This window comes from Paenibacillus tritici (assembly GCF_013204885.1).
GTDB lineage: Bacteria > Bacillota > Bacilli > Paenibacillales > Paenibacillaceae > Paenibacillus_AQ > Paenibacillus_AQ tritici.
The window spans coordinates 44,616-57,723 of record NZ_JABMKX010000030.1 but is presented as its reverse complement, the minus strand read 5'-3'; the positions used below and the strand labels follow the sequence as shown (position 1 = coordinate 57,723).

The following is a 13,108-nucleotide window of genomic DNA, read 5'->3' as shown; positions in this document are numbered from 1 at the left end:
GGTCATGAGCCTAGAGGATCGGTCCGCCTTCTTCTGGCCAAGGAAAAAAGCGAAATAAAGAGCATGGCTACGACACATGTCGGTTTTATGCGGGGGACTCCGTAATAAGGGGGTCGCACCGAAATTAGCGGAATTTAACCGGTAGCAGTGAAATTTGCACCAATAGCTGCTGTTTTTCCACTTGCTTCCGTTAAATCATCAGAAACCGACCAATTAAGATACGTTTTTCCACTTGCTTGTTACAGCGCGTTTGGTATCTTCTGCACCGTCCTCCGCGCCTGGTTACTATATCAAATCCGGATGCTGCGGTGAGCGGAACTAGCCTGGTGATACATAATCAGATTGCAGATTCCTTGCTGCTGATTAGGGCTAATTCTCTAAGACAGAGGGACCTCAGTCTTCAAATACTGCTTAGCCGCATCGTCCAGCAGATAGCCGTTACTCTTCATCAGCTTCATGAAGCCGTCCAGCTTCTGCAGGAAATCGCTTGTGCTGTTGTTCTTGGACAAGATGCTGGTATAAGCCTTCTGCGCCTCCAGATCCATCTCCAGATTGTCGTAATGGAAGAGCGGCGTGTTGTTCTGGCCATAGAAGGTGTTCACAGCATACTGGTTATACAGCTTCTTAACGGCTTGTAACCGGTTGGAGGCGGGATAAGATTGTATGAACTGCTCCTGGGTCAGCGCACGGTCTGCGACCTCACCCCAGGCAATAATAAGTCCGTTATCCTTGGATGGGGGCAGATCCGATTCGTCCGCCATAATGGAGATATAACTGCTGATATCATCGGTTACGAAGTTCTTATATTTACGGTAGGCCGCATAATCAATCACCGGGTAAAAGGTGCCTTCGGCGGTGTCCAGCTTATAGCCGCTCTCTCCTGCGCTTAGCAGCAAGGCACGCAGCGAGGCGTTCTCCGTACTCTCAGCCAGCTTCGTCATGCTGACTCCGCCCTTGTAGACGGAGATAAGCTTACGCTGGACATCACTGCTGCTGAACTTCTTCTCCCAGGAGGGGAGAAGAGCCTTGTGCAGGTTCTCGAGCTTCAGGGTCAGCACTGTCGCCTGATAGGGAGTGACCGCATACAGCTTCGTCTTCATGTAGGCAATGGCTCCCGGGAGATTGCCGCTGGACAGCAGCGGCAGCGCGCCCTTGTAGACAGCTTCCGCATGGCTGAGGGCGGCTGTTCCGCTTCCCCCGGCCTTAGCGCCTGCTGCTCCTTCGGCACCGGCGGGGGCGGACACGACGGCCTGGAGCCCTATGAACAGGGCAATAGCGGCGGATAGAACGACATGCTTTTTCATTCAAGTCTCCTCCTGTGTGGAACAAGTATGGGATACAGCTTCTAGGATCGGAAGAATATAACTTTCAGTCCCAGGCCTCCGGCAGCCGCAAGAGCCAGACTGACCCAGGGCGAGATCCGGATCACCGGGAACAGATTGTCCAGGAATATTCCGGCGAATACTGCAATGACTGCAATTCCGATATAAAGGCCCAGGCCCTTGATGTCGAAAGTCTTGGGCTTCGGACTGTCGTCCTCGGCCAAGGAGGCCATCCATTTCATAAGGAGTTCAACCAGAACAACCGAGCCTGCGCCGACTATGACAAGAGTGAAAATGCTGAGCTGGCCGAAGATCTCCTCAGGGCCGCCGCTCCACTGCATAATCAGGCCGGCTATGCCCATAGCCCCGAACAGAATCGTCAGAGCGGACCAGGAGATCATCAGGGAATTCTTCAGCCTGCTGCGCGGAGCGCGCGAAGGAACGCTGTCCATCACATCCTTGAAATAATCACCGGGGTTCTCGCCGAAGATCTGCTTGGCGTTTCTGCCTTTGGCTTGTCCCTTCAGCAGCAGGTCCGCCGCCTCAAGCAGCAGCTCCTCTGCACGTACAGCATCTACGTTACTGGCGCGCATCGCCAGAATCATATCTTCGTAATAAGAGCGGTTGAACGGTGTCATCTGCTCCCGCAGCAGATTGTTTTGCTTAATCATAGCTTTGACTTTCATTGCGCTTAGCTATACCTCCAGAAGTGTTGATCAGGATACCTTCAACCTAGAGTATACGTTTGTGCACCAGCGGTGTGCAAGGACAACGTGCTTCCGGTCATCCTTTGCATAATCCTTTTGGAAGAGTAAACACTGAAGAGGTGGCTGCTTCACAAATCTAGCTAGAGGAAGGCAGGGAGCGTTATGGAACTGGAGAACAAACGGGAACCTGAGCAAGCTGTGACAGGCGGCACCGCGCCTGCACCGACTAATGAAGTGGGGGACTGGGGCAATTCCGACGGCTTCAGTCTATGGGATGCTGCGGGACAGAGCCCGGAGAACGGGCTTGAAGGCTGGGAAGGCCGGCAGGAGACTCATGATATGTTTCACGACAGCTATGACTGAGTGAAAGTAAGCTGCACATGGACCCCTTTTGCTCCTCTCGGGAGTGAAGGGGGTTTCTGCTTGTTGACAAGAAATTATTGCAGCTATTATAATAGAAATATAAATCATACTAAATTAATCGGAATTATTATAATTTAAAATTAAAAGGAACATTCAAGGGAGGACGCAGCGATGGAACGGAATATAATCATCCGGCATAAGGGAGAGGAACTGACAGCGAGCATACACTATCCGGCCGCAGACAGGGCAGGTACTGGACGGTGCAAGAACCGGGTGCCGCTGGCCGTGATCTGCCACGGCTTCGTGGGCAGCCGGATTGGTGTAGACCGGATCTTCGTCAAGGCGGCCCGTGAGCTGGCACAGGATGGCTATATGGTCATCCGCTTCGATTATGTGGGCTGCGGGGAGAGCAGCGGCAATTACGGAAGCGAGGATATGGAGTCGATGATCGGGCAGACCCGGGCAGTGCTGGACTACGGCATCGGCTCAGCCGATGTGGACCCGCAGCGTGTAACGCTGATCGGGCACAGTCTGGGCGGCGCGGTGGCGCTGCTGACCGGTGTCCGTGACCGGCGGGTGAAGAACCTCGTCCTCTGGTCCGCTGTAGGTTATCCGTTCAATGATATCGTGAAGATTGTCGGAAGAGAAGCCTTCGACCGGTCAGTGAAGAGCGGGACGGCTGATTATGCCGGGTATTCGTTCACTCCGGTATACTTCAACTCCCTGGCCGCGTTTCAGCCGTTCCAGGAGGCCGGGAAGTTCAGCGGCGATGTGCTTGTTATCCACGGAACCTCCGATGATGTGATCCCTGTAGATTATGCGTTTCTCTACCAGAAGCTGTTCTGGACCCGGCCGGAGGGACGGTGCGACAAGGAGATTATTTTTCAGGGCGACCATACCTTCTCTTCGGGTCCGGCGCAGGAGCAGGTGCTGAAGCGTACCCGGGATTGGATGAACCAGCAGGAGCATCTGCAGGAGGAATGGCAGAACTGGATGATATAGGAGAACGGCGGCACTCGCAATGGCTGGGAATTAGCTGTAAAATAAAGGGGCAGACCATACTGGAATGGAGGCTCTGACCCTATGAAATTACCGGCATTTTTTATTGCGCACGGCTCCCCTATGCTGCTTCTTGAGGATAACGACTATACGCGTTTCCTGCAGCGGCTGGGTTCTGATCTGGGGAAGCCCCGCGGCATTGTAGTGTTCTCGGCCCATTGGGACAGTCCCGAGCAGCTGATTACAGTGGACGCACAGCATGAAACGCAGCATGATTTCTACGGATTCCCGGAAGAGATGTATAAGCTGACGTATCCTGCTCCAGGTGATCCCGCACTCAGCAGCCGCATTTCCGAACTCTTCAGGGACAGTAATCTATCCCATCAGCCTGTACTCGGCCGCGGCCTCGATCATGGAGTCTGGGTAATCTTAAGCAAAATGTTCCCGCAGGCGGATATTCCGGTCGTGGCCTTATCCGTTGATTCGCTCCGTTCGCCTGAAGAGCAATACAACATCGGACGGATGCTGGCCCCGCTGCGCGAGGAAGGCATTCTCGTGATCGGCAGCGGAGGCCTGATCCATAACCTCAGACTGCTGAAGCAGGACGATCAGCCCGAGCAATGGGCGCTTGACTTCGACAGCTGGATTGCGGAGCGTCTTAAGGCCTGGGATCTTCCTGCACTGTTTGCCTATGAGAAGCAAGCTCCGCATGTGAGGGAAGCCATACCTACCTATGGCAAGGAACATTTCATCCCGCTCTTCTACGTGATGGGCGCAGCCGATGAAGGCAGGCGGGCGCAGTTAATGATTCAGGCTTATCAATATGGCACGCTCAGCCTGAACTGCTGGATGGTTGACTAATACACATATGAATGAGGGATACAGCCGCGCTAAGGGCTGTATCCTTTTTTGTTGCGCACAATTTATAAGCTTCACCTGACAACTTATTCTTCTATTTCCCGTGGATTACGCTATGATTATATGAAAGAAACGATTAGGAGGAACAACGAGTCTATGACGATGAACCGGTCTTCATTCCGCCCTCTATATGCCCTTATCCTTACTGCTGCAATGCTCTCTGCCTGCGGACAGGAGCAGGCAACCCCGGCACCCGTGCGGGTGGTGGCGCCTACGGCGCAGCCGCAGCTAACAGAAGTTCCGCAGCCTTCGCCGTCGCCTACCGCAACGCCTGCCCCGGCATTGGTATCCGGGTTAACAGGTCTTCCGGTGGCAGAAGGAACCCTGCCCCGGCCGCTCGCGGTCATGATCAATAATGCCCCGGCTGCCCGGCCGCAATCGGGGATCAGCGAGGCGGATATCCTGTACGAGGTTCTGGCAGAAGGCGGGATTACCCGGCTGATAGGGATTTTTCAGAGCCATGAGGGTGTGGTGAAGATCGGTCCGATCCGCAGTATCCGCCCGTACCTGCTGGATATTGGCGAGAGCTACGGCGGCGTAACGGTCCATGCCGGGGGCAGTCCGGACGCTTATGCTATTCTGCAAAGAGAGAAGAAGGCGGACATGGACGAGATCGGCCGCGCAGGCGCCTACTTCTGGCGGGACAAGGAGCGCAAAGCCCCGCATAACCTGTACAGCAATGCCGCCAAGCTGCGGGAGGGCGCAGCGAAGCTGGGCTATGCCGGGAGCGTGAAGGTACCCGCCCTTTTATTCAATGATCCGGATTATATCCCTGTAGAGGGCAACCCTGCACTGGAGCTGAGTGTGAGCTTCCTGCTGAAGAGCTACACCGTGGGGTACAAATATAACGCAGAGCAGCGTACCTATGCCCGGTGGGTGAACGGCAAGCCCTATCTGGACCTGAATAATGACAGACCGGTGGAAGCGGCGAACATCATCGTGATGGGCTCGGACCATAAGGTGCTTGATGATGTCGGCAGACTGAAGGTGGATACGGAGCTGGGGGGAGAAGCGCTGCTGTTCCAGCGCGGAGTCTCCGTCTCAGGCAAGTGGTCCCGCAGCCCCGGGGACATTATCCGGTTTGTGAAGGAGGACGGCAAGGAGGCGCTAATGTACCCGGGGGTTACCCATATTTTGATCGTACCGAACAGCCCCTCCTTCAGCAGCCATGTCGAATATGTCCCTGCGCCCGTGTCCAACTGAGTCCGGCTGTAAAATTAACCGTTCAGATGATTATTTTCGCAATTACAGGGAATTGTTATTATAGTGCAAAAAAGTTCGGTTTTTGTCTTCTATCCCTTCTGTTGATATGATAAGATAACAAGGGTTGTCATTCATTTTCATGCTGTTTACATATGGGTGGCTGCATTTTTCAGGCAATTTTATGTAAAGGGGTTTAAGGCTAATGAAGTTTAGAAAAAAGGATATATTCTTTGAGACGCTCGAAAATATGGCTGACACCATTGTTCAGGCGGCCGATTATTTCGCTCAGAATATCTCGACCCTCCAAGGCAATGTGGAGAACTTCGCCGGGGTGATGAAGAAATACGAATCCCAATGCGATACGTACACACACACTGTCATCAAGGAACTCAACAAAACGTTCATTACGCCGCTGGAGCGTGACGACATCATGGATCTGATCACCAGCATGGACGATGTTATTGATGGTCTGGAGGCCTCTGCTTCGCGTTTCTATATGTATAACCTGCTGGATGCGGATGAATATATTATTCAATTCGCTGAGATTCTCCGCCAGAGTGCGTATGAGATCCAGAAAGCAGTCCATTTGCTCTCCCAGAAGAAGCTTCTGGCGATCCGCGAATACACCATCCGCCTGAATGATCTGGAGAACCAGGGCGATGAAGTCCTGCGCATCTGCACCAAGGCCCTGTTCGAGACTGTAAAAGACCCGATTGAGCTGATCAAACGCAAAGAATTGTACGAGCGGTTGGAGACGACCACGGACAAATGTGAAGACGTAGCCAACATGCTGGAATCGATCATCATGCGCAACTCATAAGGGGCTCTGAAATATGGACACATCTATATATGTGCTGGCTTTTGTTATCTTTCTTGCGCTGGCGTTCGACTTCATCAACGGGTTCCATGACACAGCCAACGCCATTGCGACCTCCGTCTCCACGCGCGCGCTGAAGCCGCGTACAGCGATCATGCTGGCCGCCTCCATGAACTTTATCGGAGCATTAATGTTCACCGGCGTAGCGAAGAAGATCGGAGGAAGTATTACCGATCCGACCCTGCTGGACAACGGGATAGATATTGTGACAGCGACGCTCATAGCAGCGATTATCTGGAATCTGGTAACCTGGTGGCTCGGTATTCCATCGTCCTCCTCCCATGCGCTTATCGGTGCTCTGGCTGGTGCAGTATATGTTGGGGCAGGTACGGAGCATATCAAATGGAACGGATTCATTGAGATTGTGGAGGGGCTGGTATTCTCCCCGCTGATCGCTTTTGTTATCGGTTATATCGTGATGACGATCCTGAAGTGGATCTTCGCCAAGCGGAGTCCGCACACGGTCAACAAGGGCTTCCGTTCGATGCAGATCGTTACGGCAGCACTGCAATCCTTCACCCACGGTACAAATGACGCGCAGAAGGCGATGGGGATTATCACCTTTGCCCTCGTGACTTCAGGACGGCTCGAGACCATGGAGGTTCCGCTCTGGGTTAAGATTGCAGCAGCTACTTCGATGGCGCTTGGAACGTCAATCGGCGGCTGGAAGATTATTAAGACGATGGGCACGAAGATTTTCAAAATTGAGCCGATTAACGGCTTCGCGGCGGATATTTCGGCGGCCTCTGTTATTTTCACAGCTACGCTGCTGCATCTGCCGGTAAGTACGACCCATGCCATTACTTCATCCATCCTGGGTGTAGGTTCAGCCAAGCGCTTCTCCGCTGTGAAATGGGGAGTAGCCGGACGGATCGTGGTGACCTGGTTCATTACCATTCCGATCAGTGCTGTGCTGGCGGGAGTCATCTTCAAGATCTTCTTCTAGATAGTAATCGAATAGATTGCCTGGACAAGATGTCGCGGGAGCCACGAAGGCTTCAGGACATCTTTTTTTGCTTTCTCTGATTGTTCAAGAGAATAATGTCACAAAAGGTCACAACGAACTGATAAAAAATAGTAATAGACATAAAAAGAAAAGGGAATCCACCACATTTTGAAAAGAAAATAACATGAGTGAATAAAAATTTGCATAGTATTATGTAGTATTTGGTAGTCTCTGAAGTAAGGTTTGATTTAAGTGTTACCATAGCTGACAAGCAAACCCGATTATACAAAGGAGGCCTAGCCATTGATCGACTTTCATCAGGTAGACAAACATTACGGACAATTCCATGTACTGAAATCCATTGATCTGCATGTTCAGGAAGGGGAAGTAGTAGTTGTAGTCGGTCCTTCCGGCTCCGGCAAGAGTACCATGCTGCGCTGCATTAACCGGCTGGAGACCATCACCAGCGGCGGATTAACGGTAGACGGTATAACTGTAAATGAACGCAAGACAGATATCAATACCCTGCGCAAAGAGATCGGAATGGTCTTCCAGCACTTCAACCTGTACCCGCACAAGAAGGTAATTGACAATATCACACTAGCTCCAATCAAGGTGCTTGGACTCAGCAAGGCCGAAGCGGAGAAGACCGCAATGTACTATCTGGATAAGGTCGGAATTGCCGACAAAGCGCAGTCCTATCCCTCGCAGCTATCCGGCGGTCAACAGCAGCGTGTGGCGATTGCCCGGGGGCTGGCGATGAAGCCGAAGATCATGCTGTTCGATGAGCCGACCTCAGCGCTTGACCCGGAGATGGTCGGAGAAGTGCTGGATGTCATGCGCGCCCTGGCCAAGGAGGGTATGACGATGGTGGTCGTGACCCATGAGATGGGCTTCGCGCGTGAGGTGGCGGACCGGGTCATCTTCATGGATCAGGGACAGATCGTGGAAGAGGCGGAGCCGGAGCAGTTCTTCGCCAGTCCGAAGGAAGAGCGGACGCGAACTTTTCTCAGCCGTGTATTAAGTCACTAACCTAAATAAATAGGAACCCGGGGAGGAAACAAAATGAAAATGTCCAAGAGCTTCAAAATGGTAAGTGTTCTGACGATTGCGGCCATGCTGGTCATTGCCGGCTGCGGCAACAACAAGGCGAAGAATAACAATGAAGCAGGCGGGAACACGGCTGCAGGAACGGCCGCGGACTCCGGGGCGATTGCCAAAATCAAGGAACGCGGCAAGCTGCTCGTCGGCGTGAAGTTCGATACCCGGCTGTTTGGACTGAAGGACCCGGCCTCCGGTAACGTGGAAGGCTTCGACATTGATATCTCCAAGGCCATCGCCAAAAAAATTCTGGGCGACGAAAATGCCATTGAGCTGAAGGAGGTCACCTCCAAGACACGGATTCCGATGCTAAATAATGGCGAGATTGATATGGTCGTGGCTACCATGACGATTACGGAGGACCGCAAGAAGGAAGTGGATTTCTCTGATGTCTATTTCCAGGCCGGCCAATCCCTGCTGGTGAAGAAGGGCAGCCCGATTACCGGGATTGAAGCGGTCACAAAGGATACGAAGATCCTGGGCTCCAAGGGTGCGACCTCCATCAAGAATATCAAAGAAAAGGTGCCGGGCGTTACCGTGCTTGAATTCGACAACTATCAGGATGCCTTCAGCGCGCTCAAGGCCGGACAAGGCGATGCGCTGACGACGGATGATGCGATCCTCTACGGGATGGCTTCACAGGACCCGGGGTTTGAGGTTGTAGGCAAGCCATTCACCGACGAGCCTTACGGCATCGCGGTACAAAAGGGAAATACCGATGTAGTTAAGGCGGTTAATGACACACTCACTGAGCTAAAGGCTAACGGTGAATATGATGCCATTTATACCAAATGGATTGGTAAAGCCCCGGCGAAATAAGCTTACTCTATAAGCCTGCTCTATAAGAATGTATATGTTCCACACGATAAGTTATCCTTGAATTTCTTGTAGAAACGGTAGCGCCTTTTCTAAGGACGGCAAAGCCGTTTCTACTTGTTTATCCTTAAGGGAAAGGCAGGTGAAATGAATGGATTATTCAATATTAACGGATTACTTCGGGCTGTATATGGAAGGCTTCTACGGCACGTTGCTGTCCAGTGTGCTGGCCCTGTTCGGCAGCTTCCTGATCGGCGCGGTAATTGCCGTCTTCCGCATTACTACAGTGAGAGGGCTGCGCTGGTTCGGCGCGGTGTATGTGGAGTTCATCCGCAATATCCCGCTGCTGCTTGTAGTGTATATTTTCTATTACGGACCTTCGGCCCTGGGCTTCACGCTGGACGGCTTCAAGGCAGGAACTATAGGGCTCGCGGTATACACCTCGGCCTTCATCGCCGAAGCGATCCGTGCCGGAATCATGGCCGTTCCCAAGGGACAAATGGAGGCTTCCCGTTCCTCCGGCCTCAGCTACATACAGACTATGCTGCATATCATTCTGCCTCAGGCGATCAAGCTGGTCATTCCGCCGCTCGGCAACCAATTCATTAATCTGATTAAGAATTCCTCAGTGCTGACACTGGTGGCAGGTCTGGATCTGATGTACTTCGCAGACGGTATCTCCACAGAGACTTACCGTACCTTTGACACCTACATCTTCGTGGCGCTGTTCTACCTGGTGCTTACGCTGCCGCTCAGCTATGGGGTGCGGATATGGGAGCGCCGGCTGCAGCGCAAATATTAAGTATCTCGGAAGCTGAAGGAGGGATATCGTGGATTTCATAGGAGCATACTCCGCCGATAATTTGAAGTTTCTGCTGGACGGACTGTATATTACGCTGATTGTAGCTTTTGTATCTATTATCCTGAGCTTTATAATTGGCTGCATTATTGGCGTTATCCGCTACTCGGAAGTGCCTGTATTGTCGCCGGTCATGTTCTATCTGGTGGAGGTGATCCGTAATCTGCCGCTGCTGCTGATCATCTTCTTCATCCGTTTCGCCTTGCCGGAGGTGGGGATCAAGCTCGGACTGATTACAGCAGCGATTGCTGCCTTAACGATATTCGAGGCAGCGATGATTGCCGAGATTGTCCGCGGCGGCTTAATGTCTATCGACAAGGGGCAGATTGAGGCGGCGCGTTCCTCCGGTCTCAGTAATGCCCAGACCTTATGGCATATTGTGCTTCCCCAGGGGCTGCGGCGGATGGTTCCGCCGCTGGTCAGCCAGTTCATCTCCCTGCTGAAGGATACTTCACTGGCCGTCGTTATTTCCCTGCCGGAGCTGATGCATAATGCGAATATCGTCATCGGTCACAGCTATAGCTATGCCATACCAACGCTGGCGCTGGTTGCCCTGATTTATTTTACCGTCAATTACCTGTTGTCACTGCTCTCCAGAAGGCTTGAACAGAGAACGGTATAAGCGGCCCGGATGAGGCGAATCCCATATTCAATCCAGTGCGGCTATGATACTATAGTTGTCAACATCTCTAGGCAGGAGCAGTGGCGATGGGACGATCCATTCTGAGAATGAAGACTGTACAGATTCTGCTGGTGGCTGCCGTTACGGCGGTGGCCGGAGAATTCAAAATCAACCCGTTTGACGGAGATATCTTCCGGATTGCCATGGGCAGCAGCGCGTTCCTGTTGTTCCTGCTGTTAATGCGCCAACTGCCGTATATCCACACAGGCATTGCTACAGGGATAGTTGTACTGCTGTTCCGGACGGCTATGGATGCGGTTGAAGGAAGCGGACAGACACTCGAGCAGAGCCTCAGCAGTCATTGCTCAGCCATGATCTATTATATGGTGTTCGGCTTGCTGATGTATGTCATCAAACGCCGGATCGACACCTTCCACCCGCTGGTGCTTGGCGCCGTTGCCGCATTGATTGATCTGGTGTCGAATGAAATGGAGCTGCTGACCCGGCTGATTGTGCTGGATTCGGCTTCCTTCCGGCTCAATGAGTGGACGTATCTAATGGCGATTGCGGTCTTGCGCACGTACTTCACAACCGGGGTATACAGCAGCATCTCTGTCAGCCAGATGCGGATCAGGGAGCGTGAGCAGCAGGAGCGGACCCGGCAACTGCTCGGATTCGGCTCCGGCCTATATGGTGAAGTGTTCTATCTGAAGAAGTCCATCGGCACACTGGAGCATGTGACACTGAACAGCTTCGAGCTATACCGCCAGCTGAAGGCCGGGGAAGGAACGGAGCAGCATAGCCGTCAGGTACTGGATATTACCCAGCAGCTCCATGAGGTGAAGAAGGATTCACAGCGGATTCTGGCCGGGCTTGTGAAGCTGGCGGAGCGTGAGGTGAACGGGGACATGCCGTTATCGGGTATTCTGCAGTTCACGGTCCAAAGCAATGCCAAATATGCCGAAATGCTGGACAAGCAGATCGACTTCCATGTGGATATGACCTCCGACTATACAACCGACAGCTACATCCCTCTATTGACTCTGCTGAACAATCTCACCGCCAACGCGGTGGAGGTCATCCAAGGTAAAGGCAGTATTCATCTGCGTGCATATGAGCAGGAGGGCCTGACTTTTTTTACAGTAGCCGATAGCGGTGCCGGGATTCAAAAGCGTGACCTGGAGCTGTTGTTCGAGCCGGGGTTCACGACGAAATTCGATGAAGAGGGGATCGCCGCTACAGGGATCGGGCTCTCGCATGTACGGGATATTGTGAATATGTTCGGGGGAAGCATTACGGTTCATCCGGTATCGCCTGCCGGGGGGGCTATGTTCCAGGTTAGGGTGCCGAGTGTAAAGCTGCGGAAGGAGGAATAGAGGATGCCGCTATCTTTCTGTATTGTAGATGACGATGCGTCGGCGAGAAGGATGCTGCAGCATATTATTGAGGACAGCGGGCTGGGTGAGGTGACAGGTACAGCAGAGAGCGGACAGGAGGGGATTGCCCTGATCCTGAGCGAGACCCCGGACATTGTGCTGATGGATCTGCTGATGCCTGACCAGGACGGGATCGAGACCATTCTCTCTCTTCAGGCGCAGGGCTGCCGTTCCAAGTTCGTGATGATCTCGCAGATCGAGAACGGGGATGTGGTCAGCCGCGCCTACCGCAGCGGAATTGAATTCTTCATCCGCAAGCCGATCAACAAGATTGAAGTCGAATCTGTACTCTATAAGGTCAATGAACGTTATGCCATGGGCCGTTATCTGGATGAGATCAAGCTGACGCTCGGCAAGCTGGAAGGCCTGCAGTTCGGACTGCCGCAGGTGCCGTCCGGCAAGCGTACCGTCAGGGAGATTGTCCAGCCGATTCTGATGAATATGGGGATGATCTCGGAGAGCGGCAGCCGCGATATGATCACCCTCATGGAGCTGGCGGTGGACGGGGCCGGAGAGAACAGCGGAAGTCTTCCGCCGCTGAAGGAGCTGTACGAGCGGGCAGCCGCCAAAAACAGACCGGTGCCTGCGGAGGCAGCCAAAGAGGTCAAAGCCATCGAACAGCGTCTGCGCCGCGCACTCGCGGCGGGTCTGAGTAATCTGGCTTCCATCGGTCTGACGGATTACGGCAATCCGAAGTTCGAGCATTATGCGCCGCTGTATTTCGACTTTGAAGAGGTGCGCCTGAAGATGAAGGAGATGGAGCAGGGCCGCGATACCGGCAAGGTGAAGGTGAATATCAGGAAATTCCTGCAGGTGCTGCACCTGGAGGTACTGGAAGGCTTGGGCCGCTGACGATGATAAGGGAAATAGTAAGACCAAGAAACCTCCGGAACCGCTGGTCAGCGGGCTGGCGGTTATTTTTTTGGATACACATGCGGT

General features: G+C 53.0%; 14 protein-coding genes. 12 read left to right on the top strand and 2 right to left on the bottom strand.

Features of this window, described 5'->3' with window-relative positions; translation table 11 throughout:
• Positions 1 to 377: 377 nt before the first annotated feature.
• Both HQN87_RS30995 and HQN87_RS30990 read right to left on the bottom strand, forming a co-directional pair.
• A complete protein-coding gene (locus tag HQN87_RS30995) occupies positions 378 to 1,304 on the bottom strand; it encodes a hypothetical protein (RefSeq protein ID WP_173141040.1) in 927 nt (308 codons plus the stop codon).
• Between the two features lie 41 nt (positions 1,305 to 1,345).
• Positions 1,346 to 1,993: a DUF1129 family protein gene (locus tag HQN87_RS30990; protein ID WP_173141038.1), complete on the bottom strand. Its 648-nt coding sequence runs from the start codon at positions 1,991 to 1,993 to the stop codon at positions 1,346 to 1,348.
• Between the two features lie 198 nt (positions 1,994 to 2,191).
• Here HQN87_RS30990 and HQN87_RS30985 point away from each other — a divergent pair, with 198 nt between their 5' ends.
• From HQN87_RS30985 to HQN87_RS30930, 12 genes are all read left to right on the top strand, one after another.
• The gene (locus HQN87_RS30985; RefSeq protein WP_173141036.1) at positions 2,192 to 2,392 is read left to right on the top strand and encodes a hypothetical protein; all 201 of its coding nucleotides are present in this window, start codon (positions 2,192 to 2,194) and stop codon (positions 2,390 to 2,392) included.
• Between the two features lie 171 nt (positions 2,393 to 2,563).
• Entirely contained in the window at positions 2,564 to 3,394 is an 831-nt protein-coding gene (locus HQN87_RS30980) for an alpha/beta hydrolase family protein (protein ID WP_173141034.1), read from the top strand.
• Positions 3,395 to 3,475: 81 nt separating this feature from the next.
• A complete protein-coding gene (locus HQN87_RS30975; protein WP_173141032.1) occupies positions 3,476 to 4,252 on the top strand; it encodes a DODA-type extradiol aromatic ring-opening family dioxygenase in 777 nt (258 codons plus the stop codon).
• Between the two features lie 153 nt (positions 4,253 to 4,405).
• The gene (locus HQN87_RS30970) at positions 4,406 to 5,512 is read left to right on the top strand and encodes a DUF3048 domain-containing protein (RefSeq protein ID WP_173141030.1); all 1,107 of its coding nucleotides are present in this window, start codon (positions 4,406 to 4,408) and stop codon (positions 5,510 to 5,512) included.
• A 202-nt stretch (positions 5,513 to 5,714) separates the two neighbouring features.
• On the top strand, positions 5,715 to 6,332 hold the full coding sequence (locus tag HQN87_RS30965; RefSeq protein ID WP_173141028.1) for a DUF47 domain-containing protein: 618 nt from the start codon (positions 5,715 to 5,717) through the stop codon (positions 6,330 to 6,332).
• Between the two features lie 13 nt (positions 6,333 to 6,345).
• The gene (locus HQN87_RS30960) at positions 6,346 to 7,335 is read left to right on the top strand and encodes an inorganic phosphate transporter (protein WP_173141026.1); all 990 of its coding nucleotides are present in this window, start codon (positions 6,346 to 6,348) and stop codon (positions 7,333 to 7,335) included.
• Positions 7,336 to 7,638: 303 nt separating this feature from the next.
• A complete protein-coding gene (locus HQN87_RS30955) occupies positions 7,639 to 8,367 on the top strand; it encodes an amino acid ABC transporter ATP-binding protein (protein ID WP_173141024.1) in 729 nt (242 codons plus the stop codon).
• Positions 8,368 to 8,400: 33 nt separating this feature from the next.
• Complete coding sequence (locus tag HQN87_RS30950; protein WP_301953247.1) at positions 8,401 to 9,255, top strand: glutamate ABC transporter substrate-binding protein; 855 nt, start codon at positions 8,401 to 8,403, stop codon at positions 9,253 to 9,255.
• A 148-nt stretch (positions 9,256 to 9,403) separates the two neighbouring features.
• Positions 9,404 to 10,054: an amino acid ABC transporter permease gene (locus HQN87_RS30945; protein ID WP_173141022.1), complete on the top strand. Its 651-nt coding sequence runs from the start codon at positions 9,404 to 9,406 to the stop codon at positions 10,052 to 10,054.
• Between the two features lie 28 nt (positions 10,055 to 10,082).
• A complete protein-coding gene (locus HQN87_RS30940; protein ID WP_173141020.1) occupies positions 10,083 to 10,733 on the top strand; it encodes an amino acid ABC transporter permease in 651 nt (216 codons plus the stop codon).
• A gap of 86 nt (positions 10,734 to 10,819) precedes the next feature.
• Complete coding sequence (locus HQN87_RS30935) at positions 10,820 to 12,109, top strand: ATP-binding protein (protein WP_173141018.1); 1,290 nt, start codon at positions 10,820 to 10,822, stop codon at positions 12,107 to 12,109.
• 3 nt (positions 12,110 to 12,112) lie between these two features.
• Positions 12,113 to 13,021 carry a response regulator gene (locus HQN87_RS30930; protein ID WP_173141016.1) on the top strand — a complete coding sequence of 303 codons (909 nt, stop codon included), beginning with the start codon at positions 12,113 to 12,115 and terminating at the stop codon, positions 13,019 to 13,021.
• The last annotated feature ends 87 nt before the right edge of the window (positions 13,022 to 13,108 follow it).

What these genes read in the sequence shown, in the direction of transcription:
- HQN87_RS30965 (WP_173141028.1), top strand. Translation starts at nt 5,715, where the DNA reads ATGAAGTTTAGAAAAAAGGATATATTCTTTGAGACGCTCGAAAATATG.
- HQN87_RS30985 (WP_173141036.1), top strand. Translation starts at nt 2,192, where the DNA reads ATGGAACTGGAGAACAAACGGGAACCTGAGCAAGCTGTGACAGGCGGC.
- HQN87_RS30990 (WP_173141038.1), bottom strand. Translation starts at nt 1,993, where the DNA reads ATGATTAAGCAAAACAATCTGCTGCGGGAGCAGATGACACCGTTCAAC.
- HQN87_RS30960 (WP_173141026.1), top strand. Translation starts at nt 6,346, where the DNA reads ATGGACACATCTATATATGTGCTGGCTTTTGTTATCTTTCTTGCGCTG.
- HQN87_RS30975 (WP_173141032.1), top strand. Translation starts at nt 3,476, where the DNA reads ATGAAATTACCGGCATTTTTTATTGCGCACGGCTCCCCTATGCTGCTT.
- HQN87_RS30950 (WP_301953247.1), top strand. Translation starts at nt 8,401, where the DNA reads ATGAAAATGTCCAAGAGCTTCAAAATGGTAAGTGTTCTGACGATTGCG.
- HQN87_RS30945 (WP_173141022.1), top strand. Translation starts at nt 9,404, where the DNA reads ATGGATTATTCAATATTAACGGATTACTTCGGGCTGTATATGGAAGGC.
- HQN87_RS30980 (WP_173141034.1), top strand. Translation starts at nt 2,564, where the DNA reads ATGGAACGGAATATAATCATCCGGCATAAGGGAGAGGAACTGACAGCG.
- HQN87_RS30995 (WP_173141040.1), bottom strand. Translation starts at nt 1,304, where the DNA reads ATGAAAAAGCATGTCGTTCTATCCGCCGCTATTGCCCTGTTCATAGGG.
- HQN87_RS30935 (WP_173141018.1), top strand. Translation starts at nt 10,820, where the DNA reads ATGGGACGATCCATTCTGAGAATGAAGACTGTACAGATTCTGCTGGTG.
- HQN87_RS30930 (WP_173141016.1), top strand. Translation starts at nt 12,113, where the DNA reads ATGCCGCTATCTTTCTGTATTGTAGATGACGATGCGTCGGCGAGAAGG.
- HQN87_RS30970 (WP_173141030.1), top strand. Translation starts at nt 4,406, where the DNA reads ATGACGATGAACCGGTCTTCATTCCGCCCTCTATATGCCCTTATCCTT.